The following is an 18,831-nucleotide window of genomic DNA, read 5'->3' as shown; positions in this document are numbered from 1 at the left end:
TCATGTGACTGTCGGCTTGATCGCTCGTTGATGTGGTCATGGGGAAGCGTCAGTCGCGGCCGTGGATCGTGTCGGACGAACTGTGGTCGCTCATCGAGCCGTTGCTGCCCGAGCCACCGCCGAAGCAGGTGGAAGGGCGGCCGCGGGTGCCCGACCGGCAGGCTCTGTGCGGGATCCTGTTCGTGCTGCACACCGGCATCCAGTGGGAGTACCTGCCCCAGGAGCTCGGCTTCGGCTCCGGGATGACCTGCTGGCGCCGCCTCGCTGCCTGGAACGAGGCCGGCGTCTGGGACCAGCTGCACCAGCTTCTGCTGAACAAGCTGCGGTCGAAGAACCAGCTGGACTGGTCCCGGGCGGTGATCGACTCCTCCCACGTCCGGGCCGCCCGCCGGGGCCCAAAAGCGGTCCCAGCCCGGTCGACCGCGCACGCCCGGGCAGCAAGCACCACATCATCACCGACGGCCAGGGCATCCCGCTCGCGGTGTCGCTGACCGGCGGAAACCGCAACGACGTCACCCAACTGCTGCCCCTGCTGGACAAGATCCCGGCCGTTGCGGGCGTCGTCGGCCGGCCGCGCAGACGGCCCGACATGCTCTTCGCCGACCGCGGCTACGACCACGACAAGTACCGCCGGCTCCTGCGGCAGCGCGGCATCAAGGCCGCGATCGCCGAACGCGGACAGCCCCATGGCACCGGCCTGGGCACCTTTCGCTGGGTCGTCGAGCGGACGATCTCCTGGCTGCATGGCTTTCGCCGCCTGCGGATCCGGTGGGAACGACGCGACGACATCCACGAGGCCTTCCTCGGACTCGCTGTCTGCCTGATCACCCACCGCCACGTCCAAAGGCTTTGTTAGGGCCAGTAACAGGCACCAGTGGCCGGGCCGACCGGCGGGGTCGTGGATGTCGACCTGTGCCCAGTCGTAGTACCGCTCGCCTTTGGCGCCCGCTCCGGCCGACAGTCGCTGCCAGGCCCGCTTCGGGATCTGCGCGGTCAGGGTCTTCGCCTGGAACTTCCCAGCGTGCGTGGTGATCGGGTGGGTGCTGGAGACGGCCAGGACGTAGCCGGTCCGACGGTGTTCAAGGGCGGTCCGCAGGTGCGGGTTGTCGCCGTAGACCTCGTCGCCCGCGACCCAGCGAGCGGGGGTTCCCGCGTCCAGGGCCCGCTCAACCATGCGGGCGGCGAGTTGGGGTTTGGAGGCGAAGGCCAGATCGTCCGGGATGCCCGCGCTCCGGCAGCGGTCCGGGACCTCGGTCCACGAGCGTGGCACGTACAGGGCTCGGTCGATGGCGGCGTGTCCGCGGGCGGCGGAGTAGACGAGATAGACGGCGACCTGGGCGTTCTCGATGCGGCCGGCAGTGCCGGTGTACTGGCGCTGGACGCCGACGGTCGCCGTGCCCTTCTTCAGGTCGCCCGTCTCATCGACCACGAGTACCGCCTGGTCGTCGGCAATATGCTCGATCACGTAGGCGCGTATGTCGTCGCGGATCGCGTCGGCGTCCCATTTCGCGCGGTGTAGCAGGTGTTGCATGCCGTCCGGAGTGGCATCGCCCACGTGCTCGGCCAGGGTCCAGCAGTTCTTCCGCGGCAGGTCCGACAGCAGCCCAAGTACCAACGCCGTTGCGCGACGTCGGGGTTCGACCCGAGCGAACCGGCCCGCCACCCGGCCCATCAGTTGGTCGAACATTGCCCGCCACCGGGCAGGCACTACGCTGTGCCCCGCGGCCACCGCCTGATCTTCGTTTGTCCACACAACTCACGATGATCAACGGTGGCCGCAGCCATCTCCGCGCCAGCCCTGACCAGCAAGATCACGATCTACGGCTGGAGTATTAAGCCGTGACTTAAGAGCTAGACCGCAGGTGCCCACTCGCCCAGGATGTGAAGCCGCAACCGTCCCATCACATCCTGGAGATCGCATGAAGACTCACAACGGGAGCCGTCCATGAAGAAGTTCGGGGCGAGAAAAAGCGTCGTCTTATCCGCCGCCGTCTGCGGGATCGTGGCCAGCGCCACGCTCGTCGGGTCGGGCACCGCATTCGCGTCCGCGAACGCGGCCCCGCCCGGCTACGCGGGCCCGTTCACGGGCGACTGCAAGGGGCACTTGGTAAGAACCGTGCCCCTGCCGGATGGCTTAGCAAAAATCCAGGTCTGGAAGGACCCCGCGGGCAGCGGAACGTACTGTGCTAAGACCTACGACTACCGGACGGGCAGCCACAACATGGAAATCCGCCTGCGTCGCGCTGGGTGGACTACCTCGTGGTACGACAGGGGCGTCTACTCGACCTACGCCGGTGGTATTTACGTCTCTGGGGCCAATGACAACTGCGCCTATGTCAGCGGGTGGGTAGAGGTCAACGGCACCCGGCATGCTCGGGGCGAAACCCTTGTCTGCGAGGACTAGGTCCGGATCCACGTTCACAGTCACGGGGTAAAGTCAGATAGCTCATCATCCTGCCCTCGTTGAGAAGCCGTTGTCGTACCGGTCATGGTGAGCGTGGGTTCGAGTGCGGCGACTCGGGCGGGTGATTTCCGGCTTGCCGGGCATGGAGGTAGGGCCTCCTGCCCACCTCGTGGGTGTTGAAGTCCATGAGCAACAGGAGGCCCTGGTGCGGCAGTCTTCCGTGTCGTTGCCTGCTGCGTCCAATGCGGTACCGGTCGGCGGTGAGCAGGGCCTGCCGGCGGGCCTGAATCGCAAGTAAGTCGAGCCCATCTAAATAGAGTCGGCTTGAATGCTTCCCGGCGCCGAGGTCCACGTGTGGTTCAGTGATGTTGCCGAACAACGGCAGCAACGTTCACTGCCCGATCTGCCTCCACACGACGGTGAGTACGTAGTTGTGTAACCGTTACTCGAAGAACCTGGGAGGGGTTGTCATGGTGGGATTGAAGGACACATCGAAGGTGAAGAGCCGCACGAGGAAGGTCGGCGTGGCCGTGACCGCAGCCGCGTCGGTTGCCGGGATGGTCTTCGCGGCGACACCCGCAGCCGCCGCAGGCTCCGCCGAATTCTCGGTTGTTTATACGGCGAGCTACTACCAAGGCACGGCCACCTGGTCCAACCGGTCGGTCAGCATCGACGGATGGTTCAAGGCCAGCAATTGTCGGCGGGTCTACGTGGTGGCGTGGGCCGGCAGCACCTTACTGGACGAGAAGAGCAGCAGCACCTGGTGCAACCGATCCGGGCCGGCGGACTTTATCCTTGACGCGAACGTCGTCGGTGGGTCCGACAACATCTGGGTCTACATGACGACCGAAGACCCCGATAATATCCTCAAAGCGCAGACCTGCTACCGCTCCGGCTACTGCGTCAACGGCCGGGTGTAGCCTCAGCGCTCGCCGCACCCCGCCCCCGCGACACCACCGCCCTGTGCCGCCGCCTGCTGCGCCTGTCCGTCCGGCTGTGGCGGCACCCGTACTGGGAGACCGTTCCCTTGGTGCCGGCGGCGCGCTGCGAGCTGCGCCAGCTGGCTCGTGCCCGCGGAGCCGTCCGGGCCGCGTGACCCAGCCTTGGTCGACCAGGAGCACGGCGTTGCGCCATGAAGTTGCGCCATGAAGTTGCGCCACGAGGTTGCGCCACGAGGTTGCGCCACGAGGTTGCGTCATGGAGTTGCGCCACGAGGTTGCGCGACCTGACGGACCGTCTCCGTGTTCGCACAGGTCACTACGCGATTTCGTCGTGGTCGGGGTGCTGACATCCCCGTTGCGGCCGCTTGACCCATGTCCCCTGGCTGGAGTGAAGGAGTAAGGGACGGGCGGGGTGGGCGGTACGGTCGCGGCCGGGGTGAGCCGAAGCACGGTAGTTGCCACAAAGGCAGGCTTGTTGTCACCGGCGAGGCTGCGGGTCGTTGGGGCCGCCCATCCCGGAAATCAGCGGCTCGGGCACAATCAGGAACCGTGCCCGCCCCTCCTGATCCTTCTGTCCTGTACCCCGATGTAGCAGCCTTCGGCAGCCTCGCCACAGCGCTCCGGGCCGAGGCGGAAGCCGGCCTCGCCGGTGATTCCGTCACGTCGCCGGACTTTGATCCGCTGCTCCACGCGACCGTCACAAGCATGCTGCCGCACCGCGAGCCGCTGCAGATCAGCGCCTGGTCGCACGAGCGGCGATGGTCCATCCGCGGCACGGAACCGTTCCAGAGCCTGTCCCTCATCGATGGCAGGACGGACGACCTGGCGGAGGTCGCCAGGGGGCCGCCCGCGCCTGGCACGACGGGGCGGCCCTGAACGACATTCGCAAAGCGGTGCCCTTCGTGCACCTGACCGGCCGGTTCGAGGTGCCCGATCTCGATGCCGCACGTCTGGTCGAATCTGAGTGGCAGAGCATGCGCGTGGAGGCAGGCGAGTTGGGCTACGCCTGGCAGGAGACGTACCAAGCCCTGATCGAGGCGGCGCACGCCGAGCCGGCGCTTCGTGCCCTCTACCCGTTCACGAGCCACTGGGTATTGCGCTTCTCGACCACCACCCGCCCCCGTCTGACCGTCGTCGGACCGTGCCTGACCGCGGGCAGCGACGGCACGTACGGGGTGGGGACAGGGTTCATCACTCCGGACCATGGCCTGTTCGCCACAGCGCACGAGGCCGTGGCGGTGGCCATGCGCCATATGCCGTCCGGACTCGGCCCCGTCACGCCTGGCGGATGACCTTGCCGACAGAGGAGCCGTGTGGCTGCCAACCACCGCCCGCATCTCCTTGGCGATGGTGACAGAAAGGCTGCCGAAAGAGCGCCTGTGACAAGTCGGATGCCTCGCGTGTGACAACCAGACTGCCTCGGTCGTCCCCATTCGCCAGCTTATCCGGTCCCGCTGGTGACAAGACAACTCCTGAGCTTCGGCTCACGGGGACCGGGGCGCGCTCGGTCCGGCCCGGCGGCGGCCGGGCCCGCCGCGCCGTACCCGCCGACGCCCCGACGCCCCGGCGGCCGGGCCGGGACGGAAGTCGTCGGCGCCCTGGTGCTGTCCTTCGGGCGCTGGACCCTGCCAAGGGGTGAGGCGGGACGCTCCCGCCGGATGGAGGTACGGCTGTGATCGTTCGCTTCGCGGGCGGCCCGCTCGCCGGGCGCGTGCTGGAGACCGCCGGCGCCCCGTGGGCCGGGGGCTGGCTCACGGGGCGGTGACGCCGACTGGGACTGTACGTCCCGGTGCACCGCGACCCGGCGACCGGCGCCGTCCTGGCGGAGGCCCGGGTCACCGTCCCGCGCCGCCCGTAGCAGCCCGCCGCCACGCGGCTGACGTACGAGACCCCGGGCCCCGTCGACGGGGCCCGGGGTCTCACGGCGGCAGGGGAAGCGGTCAGAGGCTGTCCCAGTAGCTCTCCCGCTCGGAGGGCGGCCCGAACCGCTTGATGGACCAGCAGGTGCAGTTGCCGCCCTCGTACAGCTCCTCGTCGCACTCCTCGTGGTGCTCCCGCACCGGCCGCTTCGCCTCAGCCGCCGAAGGCGCGGGCTGTGGTGCGGGCGGCTGCGGGGTGGCCTCGACGGCCGGCGCCGGCTCCGCCCAGGCCATGCCCAGCTTCGCGAGGGCGGCGAGCTGGTCGGCGGTGAGCTTGTCCCACCTCGATCTGGTGTTCGAAAGCCATACTCCGAGTTTCACCGGTACCGGCTCGGCCTCGCCGTCGACGGTGATCTCCACGACGGCGCCGCGCGGGACGGCCCGCTGCCCTTCCCGTTCCACCCACTGGGCCAGGGCTGCCAGTCCCCGCTGCAACGCCGCCTGCCCCTTGCTCCCGGCCTTCCCCGAGCCCTTCGACGGAGCTGCTTGCGCCGGGGCGGAAGACGGCGCCTCAGCGCCCTTGATGCCGAGCGCGGTCAGCCGTTCCCGCTGTTCGGGGAGGAGTTGTGCCCAGGTGCCGGGTTCCCTGGCTCGTGCCCGGGGAATCGGCGACGGGAACCGAGCATCTGGAACTCGTTCGGGCGATAGGTCGCGGCTACCCCGGGGGCCAGTACTTTCTGCCCGTCCTTACTGGGATGAGCCGGGAGTTGCACCCGCTGATGGCCTGGTGGGCCGTCCTGTACGCCCTGTCCATGCTCGCCCGCTACGAACCCGCGACCTGGGGCAAGCTCATCAGCGTCGATGACAGTCAGCACGCGGTTCGGATCGAGCGGCTCCTGGAGTGCGCTATCAAGCACCTTCCCACCCTGATCGCTGACACCATCATCGAGGTGAGCGCCTGACTCAGGGTCAGTACGACTCGAAGTCCTGGGCTTTTAGGCTGGAGCACCGGCCGGGGGGGGTGCCCCCTATGTCTTTGGTCAAGGTGGTCGGGTGGCAGTGTGGCTGTCATGAGTGATGACGTGCCTGTTCGAGAGTCGGCGGGCGAGAGCATGCGGCCGTGCGACTTTTGCGGTTATCCGGTCGTGTTGGACTCGGTCGACGAGCAGGACTGTCCCGTGTGCAGCGAGGCCGCTGAGGATCAGCCAGCTGAGGCTGGCCGGGGTTCGTAGAAGGTTCCGTCGCGGAGCATGGCGAAGAGGACGTCGGCCCGGCGTCTGGCGAGGCAGAGCAGGGCCTGGGTGTGGTGCTTGCCCTGGGCGATCTTCTTGTCGTAGTAGGTCCGTGATGCGGGGTCGGCCAGGCCCGCGAACGCGGAGAGGAAGAAGGCCCGTTTGAGCTGCTTGGGGCCGAGTGTGCGATCTGTTCGGCCGCTGGCAGCGAAACGGTACCTGGCAGCGGATCGTCCCCCAACTGCAGGCCCGTGACGCAACGGGCCTGATTATCTGGGACATCAACGTCGATTCCACCGTTGTGCGCGCCCACCAGCATGCCGCCGGGGCGCGAAAAAAAGGGGGACCTGCAGAAGGAGCCGCCGGACGACAGGCCATGGCCACCGTCAACAACTGGCGACTCCTGCGTAAACTCCGGTGGGGCGCCACCCGCATCACCGCACTCGTTCAAGCAAGCCGTCCTCACCCTCCACCTCAATGACGCAAGCTGAGGTTGGGAAAGGCTCATTTGCTGGTACGAATGATGGTTGCATCTCCGGGGGGAGCTTGCCAAGCGACGAGTAGATAGTCTTCAACAGGTTCAATGCTGACTTTGTCGCGGAGGATCTCACGACCTCGGGCGTGGACACGAAGCCTGTACCAGGCAGGCCCTGATGGACTGAGGGATTGCGCCGAATCAGCGTCTGGGCCGAGTTCCAATGACTCCACCTTGAGGTCGCCAGCAGGGGCGTGCACGCTGACCTCGATAATCTCCTCCCAGTCTCCGTTCTCTACATCTGGGGGCGTGTCCAGCACCCGCGTTTCAACTCTCACATAGCCGGTGTTGATACCCGTCATGATAAAGGCACCACTTGCCATGGGGGCGACCAGGCCGTTGGAGAAATCAGCCGACTCGGTAGCGATGTCTCCTTCGTCCAGAACTCCGAAAAGTCCCTCACTGATGAACACTTGGCGCCAGCTGGGCATGGCCATCTCCTCGTCTGCGCGTCGCCCTGTAAACGGAATCCTGGCCTCAAATTCAAAGATAGTGGATTGATCGAGTTTCAGAGCAGCAGGGGTTCCGGGTGCGGGCATCGCGTCGACTGCAACACCCGCACCCGGCGACTTAGGCTGTGATGCCGACTCGGAATGGATCGCCCTGAAGCATGCGTTCGGCTCGATAGAATTGTGTGTTGGTGCCCCCTTGAACGTTCTGCTCTTCCTGGGGAATCATGCAGATGCTTATACCCGTGGCCCCCGTACCGGAGGGTATGTTCGGCAGGCTGCAGTCAGTGAAGGTGCGTCGAGTGCCACCGTTGACCAGTCCGTTTTTTGTGGATGCGAAGGGGTACTCATCGCAGCTCAGTCCTGTGATGCTGGGCGCGTCGTCGCAGGCGAGGGCACGGTTCCTGGCCTGGACGAGAATGTTTGTGGACCTCGACAGTGGGGTGTCGAAGGTCGCGCCTGGCAACCCGGACCCCTGCGCGAGAGTCACATGCCGGGCGAGATGGGGCGTCTTCGCCTTGCTGTAGGTCATGAGGGACGGGAACCAGGGGACCACACATCCGACTTTGGGCCGGCCGGCTGTAGCGTTGTCGCAGCGGAACTCGTTGATCTTGTAGACAGCGTTAACCGGAGCTTGGGCGCCATTCAGGAACTGGACATTCCACGTCGTAGCGCACTTCCCGATGTCCCCGTCATTGGTGGCTGTTGTGTCGAAGAACGACTCGCCAACTCGCCAGGAGTTTAGCGGTGCCAAGGGCTTCAAAGGGAAGGAGGAACTCTGTACGGTGCATTGATCGGACGCAGTCGCCTTGCCGCTCACAGTCGCCTTCAGGGCCTCTCCCCACCCGTTATAGGCAGAGACCTCAACCTGATGGGCGATGGTTCCGAGCCCTGTATCTCCGTAGCTGTAGTTGATGAACAACACGTTGGCCTGACCGCTTACGGTGGTGACGCCGTCCACCTTTTTGTAAGTGGTGTAGATTCCAGCATTCACCTGGCACACCTGAGTACGGTTGCCCAGCGGAGTGCCATCACTTTCCTCGCACCACTGAGGTGGGGCAACGCTTGCAGCGGTAATTGTCGCGCCGAGGGCGCGCGTTGACTGGTCACCAGGTGCTCTGACCTCAAGGCAGGCGAAGACGCCTTCGTCAGTGGGCGCGCCGCAGGTTTCCGATCCTACGGACGCGAGAGTCGAGCCGGCTATCTCCGAGTCGGGCTTCACCACAGGTTGGTCCGAACCCGGCGTGTTTTCCGGCACGAGGGTCAGGGACTCGGAGGAAAGAGCCTCGGCAGCAGTAGGTGCCTCCATCGTACTCGGAGTGTCAGCCTGAGCAGGCGCCACACCACCGGCGAGTATCGCTAAGAAGGCCGACACAGCTGCGGCTCGTCTCACTCCTAATAATCTGAATTTTCGGTCGGGTCGCGACATGAATTCCCCTCCCTGACTGTCCATCAGGCTGCCAACCGACCTCCTGATTGTGCAGGACAGTACGCAGTTGCAAGTCGCATTAACCTAAGACCACCACTGCCCGTTTGAGAAAGATCGTTTCGAGACAAATCAGTGGCCTTTGCCGACCTGGCTGACAATGGCGTGAGTTGGTGTGGGCGGGCAGCGCACGGTCAGGTGCGGGCGCTGGTGGTCATGCTGGCTCCCTTCAGAGGAAGCCGCCGCAGGGGGCGCGCTGTCACGGAGGCCGCAGGGAACTGACCCGAGTCGGACACACACCATGGGCCCCGGGGGCACACGACGTCCCCGGGGCCCGGCGTTTTGGAGCGGAGGTGGATCACTGTCCGGTGATGGTGCGGACCGCGTCTTCGATGGCGGCCTCTTCGTCGTCGTCATCCATGATGGGGATCTGGTGGGCGGCCTGCCTCTTGAGTTCGGCGAGGCGGCCGAGCAGTTCTTCCTGGTCGATGTCGCGGTCGAAGCCGTCGATCTTGAAGTGTGTGTTGGCAGTCATCGCGTGCCTCCCATACCGAATTCTTCACCAAGGGTGTCGCGAAGTGCAGCCCGGGCGGCGCGAAGGCGGGTTTTGACGGTGTTCTGCGGGATGTCGAGGAACTCTGCGATGACCGTGATCGGGTGGTCGAGGACCTCGTGGAGGACGAAGACCTCCCGCTTTTCACGGGGTAGGTTCTTGATGGCTTCCTGGATGACGATCTTGTTGACCACCTCTGTTGCCATGTCATGACCATGGCTGTCCAAAACGTGCTCGAGGACGGTCTCAAGCGGCACCGGCGGCAGGGCCAGTTTCTGGTTGCGTGCGTAGATTCGCTGGAGGATGTTGCGGCCGATTTTTACGACGTAACCGACAGGTCGTTCCATCTCTGATACGGCCGGCCACTTCTGGTAGGCGATCAGGAAGGCCTTGTCGGCGCCGTACTGGGCCAGGTCCCAGTCGTCCGCACGGGCGTTGAGGATGTTTCGGACCGTCCGGTAATGCTGCAGGTAGAAGCTGTCGAAGCCGGTGTCGGTGCTGCCGTCGGCTCTGTGTTCTTCCTCAGTGCGTTCCAGGAAGTTGTCGGTCACGACGGCATCCTCGGTGATCACCACGGCAGCGTTCTCCCCGGGTGTGACGACGAGGGCACGGAAGGGCGCCATCACGGAGTTGAGCAGCCCTGCTCCTTGTGGAGAGCACAGAGGAACCAACTCGTCGGCAGCCAGGCACCCGGATGGACAGCGGTCCTCGAACAACACGAGGGCATCCTGGCCTACGCCGGGGTTGCGTCGCGACTGCCACACCAGTCCCTGGGCCCAGGGATTCTCCCGACGCAGGTGACTGGCCCAGTACCGGGTCTGTGCGTACAGGCTGGAATCGCTCTGCGTCAGGCCCTCGGTAGCACCGATCGCGGCGAGGGCCTGGACGCTGCTGAGGTCGATCAGGCGCAGCGGCACGGTGGTACACAGCCTGGCGAAGGCGCGGTTGCTGATCTGGGCGTAGGGCAGGACGCGGGGGCTGTCGGTGTCGAATGGGAGGTCCCGCAGCAGTTGGTCGGTGACGGCGGTAGCCGCAGACCGGTAGGCGTACAGCACTCCGTACGGGTCGTTGGGAGTTCCACCGAAGCGGGATCCGAAGAAGGGGCTGTCCAGGACAGGGCTGAAGCGGTCAGGGCTGTATCGGGTCCGATGAATGCGCCACAGGCGGGTGCCGGCCGGAAGGGCGACAGCCTCGGCGGGCAGCGGCTGCGACGGAGGCGGTGCGAGGGACATCGATCACTGCTCCTGGGCCGTGGCCCGGGCTTCCAGCGCGGGGGGCGCGGACGGAAGGACTGCGGGCAGCAGGTAAGGAACGGGTGCGCCCGTGGGAACTGGGACCTGACCCATTGTCAGGTTCATGTAGGCAGGGGCGGCGGAGACGGTGATATCCAGGATGCTGCCGTCGATGCGGCGGTCGTGGATGTGGGTGCCGGTGGCCAGGGCCGGCACGACCGTGAGCAGGGTTGCCCGGCGTTCGCGTTCGAAGGCGACGGCGTTGCGGCCGTCAATGCGGGCGCGCAGCGTCTGCCACATGCCGCCACCGGCGCAGCGCAGGGCGGCGCCGGTGGCGGCCAGCGCGGTGATGAGGGTGCCGAGGACCATGGGTGCTCCCGGGTTGGGGTGGTGGTGCCGTACACCCTTACTAAGGCCACCTGGGGATGGCCGGGTTTTCCCCGATTCAAGATTCTTTTTCTTAAGACCGACCCGCTGTACCTGGTCAAGCAGCTCAAGGCACCAAGGCGGCCCCTGCCGACGTCACCAGCCACTGTGGGCTGCCGTCCAGGCCGGCCTCGGCGGCTGCCGCCTCGCTCCTGACTATCCGGAAACCGTCAGCCGGAATTCCTTCCGCCTCCCTATGCCGACACGCTGCCCGCTGTCCCGCACACCGACCTGCTCGTGCACCGGCTCGCAGCGCCGATCGCCGGCGTCACCGCCGCTCGCCACACCACATGCCTGGCTCAGCAGTCCAACGCCCTGCTCCCGGCATTGACGGACGCGCACCGCAACGGAGCCGACCACTGGATGACCGAGGGCTACGCCGGATACAACAGCCCCGAACGCGAACTTGTCGTCCGCGCCCTGACCCTCGCCGCCGACGACAGCACTGACCCCCTTATCGTGCACCTGCAGTCGTTCGCCGCCAACGCCAACGCCCTGCAGCAGCTGCTGAACGATGCGGCCACCCTGTGCACCTACGACGCCCAGCTACGCGCCCTGCTCCCAGCCGTCTGGCCACTGATCATGACCACCACGCTCGACGCCCTCGATGCGGACGCCGACCTGCGCCAAGGAGCCACCGATGGGCTGAGTACGCCATCGCAGCCCTCCTGCCGACCCCGCAACCGCTCACCGCTGACGCGCGTTTCGACGAAACCCTCAGCCGTGTGAACTGCGACTGGCTCGCACCTGACGCCCTCGGCGAGGCCGCCGAACGAACCGGACCTTCCACGCTGACCCCCACCCAGGCAACGTCCTGATCAGCCCAAAAGGGAAAGTCCACATCATCGACTGGGGCATGGTGGGCCGCATCGACCGCAGCATCAGCGCCGCGATGCTCGGCACGATGATCGGCATGGCCTACAACGACGGCCCGGCACTCGCACATTCCTGGATCCGCATGGGCTCCACCACCCCCTGGAGCGACATCGGCGGTTTCACCTCCGACATCGCACGCTTCGTACCCCACGTTACCAACGCCTCCTTGGCCGAACTGAACTTCGGAGTCGCCCTCACCTCAGTCCTCACTTTCTCCACCAACCGGGGCATCCAGACCTCGCCCAACGTCTCGATCCTGGGTAAAGCCGTGGCCAACATGGAAGGGACCGTCCGGCACATCCACCCGGACCTTAAACTGGCCGACAGCATCCGCGACGTCTTGCAGGACATCCTGCTGGACATGACCCGGGACATCGCCTCTCCCGAACAGCTGGCGCAGTACGGCCTCCATGCCCTGCACGCCCTCACCCACGGCCTCGGCCAGACAACACGCGCACTCAATGACATAGCCGACCGCCAGCTCACCGTGCACAACCACACTCGCTTCAACGACACCCGGGCCAGCCCAGCAGCATTCGCTCTCGTACTGCTGGATCTTGGGCACCGCCGCCGACCTGGCTGACACCCATACTCCTTGACGGCCCCCTGCCGAACCCGCGCACGCGCGAGACAACCAGTGTGCGGGCGCCGTCATACCCCGCCCTCGGCTGACGGTGCCGGGGCAGTCACTGCCAGCACTCAGATCCCGTTGTGCTTGGCCCCTTCACCACAGCTCCGCTAACGAGCTCGTGCACGGTAGGCGGTGAGATGTCGCGAACTTCGGTGTGGCCCGGCCTCACATCTGCCGTGTCGGGTTCCGGTCCGCAGTCTGCTGGTGGGACAGCAGGCCGGCGATGGCTTAGCTTGTTCTTTAACCTTTCAACCGTTGTAGAGCGATGAGGGTCTTCTCGCGGCGGACGGTTTTGCCCACGTCGTAGCGGGGTGCTCGGTGTCTGTTCGGGGCGCCGGGTGGTCGTCCGGGGCCGGGGCGGTGGGTGGTCGTCCGGGGCCGGGGCGGTGGGGTTTCGGTGCTCTGGCGGGGCAGGGCAGGTGCTGGCGGAGGTTCCGAAACGTCCGCCGGACCCGCGCGGGTGTGAGCCGGTGTGGTGCGGTCGGCTTCTCCCAGGGATGCCGCAGGTCGCGGGTGAGCGAACGAGCAAGCCGGAGCTGGGTGTAAGCAGCGACGATCAGCCAGGTCCACCGGTCGGCCGCCTCGGGTTTCCGCAGGCGGGGCCGGGTCCAGCCCAGAGTCTGCTTGAACAGTCGGAAGGTGTGCTCCAGGTCGAATCTCCGCAAGAACGCCTGCCAGGCCCGGTCGACGTCCGGGCCCACGGCGCCGGTCTTCGAGGACCACAACCACACCGCCGGCGCCGCCCGGTCCTTCGACAGGTGCTCGACCTCCAGTCGGATCAACGTGCCCTCGATCAGCGGGAGTTCGCCCTTGTGGTCGAGCCAGGCGGCCCGGTAGGTCAGCCGTGGGTGGACCCGGTCCCACGCCTGCGTGACGGCCTTGCCGTAGTTCGCGGTGGCCGTGCGGGTGGTGACCGCCGGCTCGGGCCAGGTCTCGGGCTTGGCGAAGCGGAACTCCGGCCCGTGCTTCGGGGGCCGGCCGCCCTTCGGGTCGTAGACGCGAGGTGGTTTCGGCAGGCGCATCACACGGTCGCCGCGAACGCGGCCGACCAGCTCGACGGGCAGGTCCCGCAAGACCCAGGCCAGGCGGGTGACGTCGTAGCCGGCGTCGGTCACGATGACGATGTCCGGCTCGCCCGGTGACCACTGACCTGCCGCGATGAGCCGTTCGACGACGTCACGGAGCTGGTCGGCGGTCACCGCGGTGGCATCGCGTCGGCAGGGCCGAGCCGGACCGCGTCCAGGACGTGGCGCCCATCTCCAGCACGGCGACGAATGAGTACGGCCAGCCGGGGATGAACTGGGAGGCGGTCTTCGCCCGCCCGTAGACGTGGCAGAACAACCGGTCCGGCGAGCACGGCGCGTCCGACCGCAGCCATGGCGAGACGTCCACGGCCAGTACCAGGCGCCCGTCGGGGAAACGGGGCAGCGGCAGACCGGCCAGCAGCGACCTCAGCCGGTCGGCGTCGATCTGCCCCTGGTTCAGGCCGTCGTACATCGCTCCGTGTCCACGACGGTGCTCAGGCAGCAGCGTCAGCTCGACCGCCGAGTGCACCCCACCCTGCGCACACAACACCGCGTCCGTCAGCTCGAACAGCTCATCGCCTCGCACGGTCAGACACGCGTACAACTCGTCCCGGAAGCGTGACGCTTCCGCGAACGCTTCCCCTGGAACGGTTCCGGGCAGCAGACTCACCCTCACGGCCTTCGTCTTGTTCAGTGCACCTTGGTCGGAGCACATGATCAAACGAGGGCCGCCTCAGCGTCCGGTGAATGCCCAGGTCAGCGACCCAGTTCGAGGCACATTTCGACGCCAGAGGTTAAAGAACAAGGTGAGGCCGAGTGCTCTGGCGCCGCCTACCTGGCCAGACGCCATCTACACCGTCGTGCTGGTCATCGACGAGGACCCGCACCGGCCACGTGCCGATCACTGCCGCAGCATGAAGGATCGCATTCAGATTGCGTGCGCCTCGCGAATTCGGTCCTCTGTGGTACAACCCGTGGGCGACGCCGGAATTCCGCACCGTCGAGCGCCTGATGGCCGAACTGGACCTGGAGGATGTCATCCCCGGACGGCGGCGCCGCACCACGATCCCCGAACCGCCCGCGGCGACGACTGGCCGTGGGCTCACGTCGGCCGAGCCTCCTCGGCGTGGCCGGGATCGGTGATGCTGGTGGCGTGGGGTGAGAGGCGAGACGGACAGGGTTCCCGTGCCGCTGAGAAGGGTGTCCGATGCCTCAGCTCAGAAGCACAGGAGCCCTGCTGGTTCCCTTTCCTGCCGCACTCTGTGGGGTAGCGGAGCGTACTCCCGCCGCACCAGCGTGCCGCCGTCCGTGTCCACCGGGGAGTGCGAGCGCTTGGCGTTGCCGGACCTCGGCGGGCTGTCAGGGCCGTTGCGGCCCCCGTGGGCTGCCGAGCGCGTGGGCCCAGGCCAGCAGTTCGGGAGCGTCCAGGGCCGGTAACCACAGGTCGGCCCGGGTGGTGCCATCGCCCTGCGGCCGGGGACCGACGCTCAGGACCCGCAGGCCGGCCCGGCGGGCCGCTTCCACACCGGTCAGGGAGTCCTCCACCGCCAGCGCCCGGTGCGGGGGGACACCGCAGAGCCGGGCCGCCACGGCGTACACGTCGGGATGCGGCTTGGGGCGCACGCGGTCCCCGGTGTCGGGGACGACGAGGTGCTGGAAGTGGACGAGCAGCCCGGCCCGTTCGAGGCTGCCTTCGACCACGACCCTGGGGCAGTTGCTGGCCACCGCCAGCGGTAACCGGCCGGAGAGCAGTCTTACGAGCCGGACCGCACCTGGCATCGTCACCGGTTCGTCGGTGACGAGTGCCAGGAAGTGGTCGAGAAGCGCGGCTGTCAGGTCCTCGGTCAGTTCGGGTTTGTGCACGGACTGCGCCATGAGCCGGCCGCAGTCCTCGTAGTGCAGGCCGAGGGCCTGCTCCGCGAACCCGGGCGGTGGCTGGAGTCCGTGCTCCAGGAAGGCCCGGCTGCGGGCCTCCTGCCAGTGGCGTTCGCTGTCCATCAGGGTGCCGTCGCAGTCGAAGACGACGGCTTCGGGCGACCAGTCGAGCAGATCGTGGTCCGAGGTGGTCACTGGAGCCTCCCATGCATTCGCATGTACGCACGGCACTTCCGTATCCGCAGGAAACGGAAAGATAGTGTCCGCTACGTTATTTCCGTCCAGGCAAATCGGGCAATAACCCTTTTCGGTGACTCGACGGGCGCCGGAAACAGGCGTATGACCGTGCGGCGGCGACAGCCGTGACGCAGCGTCGAGACTGTCAACACCAGGTGATTGCACGTCAGTTGTCACGCGTGCTTGGCCCCGCGGGTCCCGGAGCGCTTTGCGTCCGTTACCACTCGCACGCGTTCGCATTCGAAAGAACTACGCAATTACCGCACGAAAGCGCCCCTCAAGCTCCGGGCGTACGCTGGCGCACTAAATTCGTAGCCGAAATGAGAACAGAGCGAGGGCGGACGGAACGTTGCAGGAACGGGCGAAGGCAACCCGCAGATCACTGCTGGAAGCGGCTGCCCAACTGTTCGCTGAACAGGGATACGCGGCCACCAGCGTCAACGACATAAGCGCAAGGTCGGGACGGACCAGCGGCGCGGTCTACTTCCACTACACCGGCAAGGAGGGCATCGCCGTCGCCGTCGTCGAGGACCGGTTCGCCACCTGGTCTCAGCTCGCTGCACGATACGGAGACGAGACGGTCCCCCCGCTCGAACGGCTCGTCGCCCTCAGCTACGAAATCACCCATGCCCTCACCCAGGATCCCGTGACGCGTGCCGGTGCCCGTCTGTGGGCTGAGCGAACCGTCATCAAGGCTCCCGTTCCCGACCCCTTCGCGCTGTGGACCGCCGCCGCCACGCGACTGCTCGCACAGGCCCGGCTGGCAGGACATGTCAACGAGCACGTCCGCCCTGCCAGCACGGCCCGGACCCTGGTGCGCGCGTTCTTCGGCATGTACACCCTCACCGAGGCCCTCGAGGGTACGACCGCCCTCGACGACCGCCTGACCGACTGGTGGCACCTCACCCTGCCCTCCCTCCAGCCGCAACCGTCCCGCGGGAACCTCCCGGCAGGCCGGTGACGCACATACTTCAGAGGGCTCTGCTGGCCGGTGCGGTGGTCGTGGACCATCTGGGGCTGCCGGGGGCCGCGTCACTCTCCTACCCCGGCTCGGCTGCGCTCTCCCGCCTGCTGGCCCAGCATGTGTTGCCCTGTCCACCGAGCTGTCGCGGTGGCCCGGCGGCCGTGTCCCGTCGACCCGCGTCCCGGCGAGCCCCGCACACCCGGCCCCGGCGTCAGCTGCCGTTTCTACTACTCCGGCGACACGCCCCGTCGCCTGCAGGCGCTGCAGCCTATGGCCGGCCCTCGGTCAGCTGGCTGGCGGTGTTCTCGATCCACAGCAGCGTCCACTCGACTCCGGCCTGCCACCCGGGCTCCGCGCCTGCGTACCTTCGGCGTCGGACCGAATGGTGGCCGCGAGGGCGCGCAGTTCGTTCGAGAATCTGTGCCGCAGGGCGGTGTCCATGGCCTGGCGCATCTCGTCAGTGATCTCACCGGGTCGAAGCTCGCTCATCGCCCCACCTTGGACGACCGCCCCCGGTGATGGTTATACCGCGAGGATCACTTTCTGGCTGCTGGAACCACGATGAGGCCTTGGGGATCGGCCAGGCGGTGAGCTGGGCAGCTGATCCTGCTCAGTGGCTGCCGCCGCTCGCCGACGCCCGCTGCACCTACGCAGCGCACTGGGTGGCCACCAAGCTGCGCTGGAACCTGACCGTCGACGACACCGAACGAGCCACCCTGACGGAGCTGGCCGCGGGCTGCGGCCGGCAGACCATCGAGTACAGCCCCGGCCCTGTGACCAGACGCGGCTGCGCCCAGCTGCCCGCCTGCAGCTCCACCCACCGCCCCGGATCATCACTCTCGGAGAAGCTGAAAAAAGCGGGCGGTCTCCCGCGATACCTGGGATGCGTTTGCCGTTTCCTCGAGCGCGTTGTGCGGGACAGGGGTGCTGTGGCTGCACGATGCTGAGGTGATGGACGTTCAGGTGCGGGAGATGCCCACCGTGGGGGTGGAGGAGGAGTACTTCCTCGTGGACCCGGTGACGCGGTCCGTGGTGTCGGCCGGCCCCCGGGTGGTGGCACATGCTGCCGCGGAGGTGGGGGATCTGGTCTCGGAGGAGTTCACCGGGTACCAGATCGAGGTCAAGACACGGCCGTGCACGACGATGAGGGAGCTGCGGGCCGAGCTGGTCGGTGTGCGGGCGGCCGCCATCTCGGCGGCCGGGCAGGAGGGCCTGCGCCTGTGTGCGTCGGGCACCCCAGTCATCGCAGCCGCCCGGGCGTCTGATGTGGGTGATCATCCCCGCTACCGGGCGGGGCTCAAGCAGTACCGTGCGATGCTCGACGACTTCGACATCAGCGCCTTCCACGCCCACGTCTACCTTCCCGACCGGGAGCAGGCCGTGCTGACGGGCAACCACCTGCGCCCGTGGCTGCCCCTCCTGGTGGCACTGAGCGCCAACTCGCCCTTCCACCACGGCAGCGACACCGGCTACGCCAGCTGGCGGTCGGTGATCCGCTCACGCTTCCCCTGCCTGGGCCCCCCGCCCTACGCCAGATCCCTGGCCCACCACGAACAGCTGGCCGCTGCCATGGCCGCCTCCGAGGCGATGCTGGCTGCCGACATGCCGTACTGGGACATCCGCCCCCACCCACATCTGCCGACCCTGGAAGTGCGCTCCATGGACGTCCCCGCGGACGTCGACGACACGGTCGCACTCACCGCACTGATCAGGGCCATGGTGGTGATGGCCGCCCATCGGGTCGAGGAGGGCGACCGGGGCCCGGAATTATGTAGTGAGCTGTTGCGCGCCGCGTACTGGCGTGCGGCCCGTGACGGCTGGGCCGGAAGTGGCATTGATGTCCTGACCGGGACGGTTCTGCCGTGTGCCGACCAGGCGGCGCAACTGGTCGCCTACCTGCGCCCGGTTCTCGAGCAGTACGGAGACCTCGGCCTGGTCAAGGCGTTCCTGGAGCGACTGGAGGTCCGGGGATCCGGCGCGGACGTCCAGCGTTCCTGGAACAGTGCCGGAGCGGGCCTGAACGCAGTCGTGGACGGCCTCATCGAGGCCATGAACTCTCCCAGCATCAAGGCTGCAGGGCCTCTCTCGGTGCGGTGAGAGGCCCTGCGTCAGGCCCCCCTCCGGGAGGGCCTGACGGCGCGTTGGGCCACCGAGCGGTGCCGTTCC

At 67.0% G+C, this 18,831-nt stretch carries 17 protein-coding genes and 4 pseudogenes; 11 read left to right on the top strand and 10 right to left on the bottom strand.

Annotated features, from left to right (window positions below; translation table 11 throughout):
• Positions 1-38: 38 nt before the first annotated feature.
• A protein-coding gene (locus ACFWJX_RS36370) for an IS5 family transposase (RefSeq protein ID WP_383250699.1) occupies positions 39-856 on the top strand; the annotation gives its coding sequence in 2 pieces (ribosomal slippage) (positions 39-390 and positions 390-856; 819 coding nt in all).
• 3 nt (positions 857-859) lie between these two features.
• On the opposite strand, the pseudogene ACFWJX_RS36365 reads toward ACFWJX_RS36370, so the two are convergent.
• Positions 860-1,672: pseudogene (locus ACFWJX_RS36365) on the bottom strand (IS701 family transposase); the annotation flags it as partial.
• Positions 1,673-1,945: 273 nt separating this feature from the next.
• Here ACFWJX_RS36365 and ACFWJX_RS36360 point away from each other — a divergent pair.
• The 4 genes from ACFWJX_RS36360 to ACFWJX_RS36345 all read left to right on the top strand — a co-directional run bounded on the left by ACFWJX_RS36360 (position 1,946) and on the right by ACFWJX_RS36345 (position 4,637).
• A complete protein-coding gene (locus ACFWJX_RS36360; RefSeq protein WP_383250698.1) occupies positions 1,946-2,404 on the top strand; it encodes a hypothetical protein in 459 nt (152 codons plus the stop codon).
• A gap of 497 nt (positions 2,405-2,901) precedes the next feature.
• The gene (locus ACFWJX_RS36355; RefSeq protein ID WP_383250696.1) at positions 2,902-3,324 is read left to right on the top strand and encodes a hypothetical protein; all 423 of its coding nucleotides are present in this window, start codon (positions 2,902-2,904) and stop codon (positions 3,322-3,324) included.
• Between the two features lie 570 nt (positions 3,325-3,894).
• Entirely contained in the window at positions 3,895-4,221 is a 327-nt protein-coding gene (locus tag ACFWJX_RS36350; protein ID WP_383250694.1) for a hypothetical protein, read from the top strand.
• Positions 4,222-4,238: 17 nt separating this feature from the next.
• Positions 4,239-4,637, top strand: a complete 399-nt coding sequence (locus tag ACFWJX_RS36345) for a DUF6193 family natural product biosynthesis protein (RefSeq protein ID WP_383250692.1) — start codon at positions 4,239-4,241, stop codon at positions 4,635-4,637.
• A gap of 648 nt (positions 4,638-5,285) precedes the next feature.
• Here ACFWJX_RS36345 and ACFWJX_RS36340 read toward each other — a convergent pair.
• Positions 5,286-5,699, bottom strand: coding sequence for a helicase associated domain-containing protein (locus ACFWJX_RS36340; RefSeq protein WP_383250691.1), 414 nt, complete (start codon positions 5,697-5,699; stop codon positions 5,286-5,288).
• A gap of 131 nt (positions 5,700-5,830) precedes the next feature.
• Here ACFWJX_RS36340 and ACFWJX_RS36335 point away from each other — a divergent pair, with 131 nt between their 5' ends.
• A complete protein-coding gene (locus ACFWJX_RS36335) occupies positions 5,831-6,166 on the top strand; it encodes a YaaC family protein (protein ID WP_383250689.1) in 336 nt (111 codons plus the stop codon).
• A gap of 239 nt (positions 6,167-6,405) precedes the next feature.
• Here ACFWJX_RS36335 and ACFWJX_RS36330 read toward each other — a convergent pair.
• From ACFWJX_RS36330 to ACFWJX_RS36305, 6 genes and pseudogenes are all read right to left on the bottom strand, one after another.
• A pseudogene (locus ACFWJX_RS36330) lies at positions 6,406-6,615 on the bottom strand (IS110 family transposase); the annotation flags it as partial.
• Between the two features lie 325 nt (positions 6,616-6,940).
• Complete coding sequence (locus tag ACFWJX_RS36325) at positions 6,941-7,510, bottom strand: hypothetical protein (RefSeq protein WP_383250687.1); 570 nt, start codon at positions 7,508-7,510, stop codon at positions 6,941-6,943.
• A gap of 31 nt (positions 7,511-7,541) precedes the next feature.
• Positions 7,542-8,729: a hypothetical protein gene (locus tag ACFWJX_RS36320; RefSeq protein ID WP_383250685.1), complete on the bottom strand. Its 1,188-nt coding sequence runs from the start codon at positions 8,727-8,729 to the stop codon at positions 7,542-7,544.
• Positions 8,730-9,204: 475 nt separating this feature from the next.
• A complete protein-coding gene (locus ACFWJX_RS36315) occupies positions 9,205-9,381 on the bottom strand; it encodes a hypothetical protein (RefSeq protein ID WP_383250683.1) in 177 nt (58 codons plus the stop codon).
• A complete protein-coding gene (locus ACFWJX_RS36310; RefSeq protein ID WP_383250682.1) occupies positions 9,378-10,631 on the bottom strand; it encodes a sigma-70 family RNA polymerase sigma factor in 1,254 nt (417 codons plus the stop codon). The genes ACFWJX_RS36315 and ACFWJX_RS36310 overlap by 4 nt, the downstream gene beginning before the upstream one ends.
• A 3-nt stretch (positions 10,632-10,634) precedes the next feature.
• Positions 10,635-11,000 carry a hypothetical protein gene (locus ACFWJX_RS36305; protein WP_383250680.1) on the bottom strand — a complete coding sequence of 122 codons (366 nt, stop codon included), beginning with the start codon at positions 10,998-11,000 and terminating at the stop codon, positions 10,635-10,637.
• Between the two features lie 294 nt (positions 11,001-11,294).
• Here ACFWJX_RS36305 and ACFWJX_RS36300 point away from each other — a divergent pair, with 294 nt between their 5' ends.
• Both ACFWJX_RS36300 and ACFWJX_RS36295 read left to right on the top strand, forming a co-directional pair.
• The gene (locus ACFWJX_RS36300) at positions 11,295-11,786 is read left to right on the top strand and encodes a hypothetical protein (RefSeq protein WP_383250678.1); all 492 of its coding nucleotides are present in this window, start codon (positions 11,295-11,297) and stop codon (positions 11,784-11,786) included.
• 58 nt (positions 11,787-11,844) lie between these two features.
• Positions 11,845-12,516, top strand: a pseudogene (locus tag ACFWJX_RS36295) (AarF/UbiB family protein); the annotation flags it as partial.
• Positions 12,517-12,812: 296 nt separating this feature from the next.
• On the opposite strand, the pseudogene ACFWJX_RS36290 reads toward ACFWJX_RS36295, so the two are convergent.
• Positions 12,813-14,304, bottom strand: a pseudogene (locus ACFWJX_RS36290) (NF041680 family putative transposase).
• A gap of 644 nt (positions 14,305-14,948) precedes the next feature.
• Positions 14,949-15,659, bottom strand: a complete 711-nt coding sequence (locus tag ACFWJX_RS36285) for an HAD family hydrolase (RefSeq protein WP_383250676.1) — start codon at positions 15,657-15,659, stop codon at positions 14,949-14,951.
• A gap of 391 nt (positions 15,660-16,050) precedes the next feature.
• On the opposite strand from ACFWJX_RS36285, the gene ACFWJX_RS36280 reads away from it, so the two are divergent.
• From ACFWJX_RS36280 to ACFWJX_RS36270, 3 genes are all read left to right on the top strand, one after another.
• Entirely contained in the window at positions 16,051-16,662 is a 612-nt protein-coding gene (locus ACFWJX_RS36280; protein WP_383250674.1) for a ScbR family autoregulator-binding transcription factor, read from the top strand.
• 572 nt (positions 16,663-17,234) lie between these two features.
• Positions 17,235-17,612, top strand: a complete 378-nt coding sequence (locus ACFWJX_RS36275) for a hypothetical protein (protein WP_383250672.1) — start codon at positions 17,235-17,237, stop codon at positions 17,610-17,612.
• Between the two features lie 4 nt (positions 17,613-17,616).
• Entirely contained in the window at positions 17,617-18,762 is a 1,146-nt protein-coding gene (locus ACFWJX_RS36270) for a glutamate--cysteine ligase (protein WP_383250670.1), read from the top strand.
• Positions 18,763-18,831: the final 69 nt, after the last annotated feature.

Source organism: Streptomyces sp. NPDC058335, from assembly GCF_042723915.1.
Taxonomy (GTDB): domain Bacteria; phylum Actinomycetota; class Actinomycetes; order Streptomycetales; family Streptomycetaceae; genus Streptomyces.
This window is presented reverse-complemented; position numbering and strand designations above follow the sequence as displayed.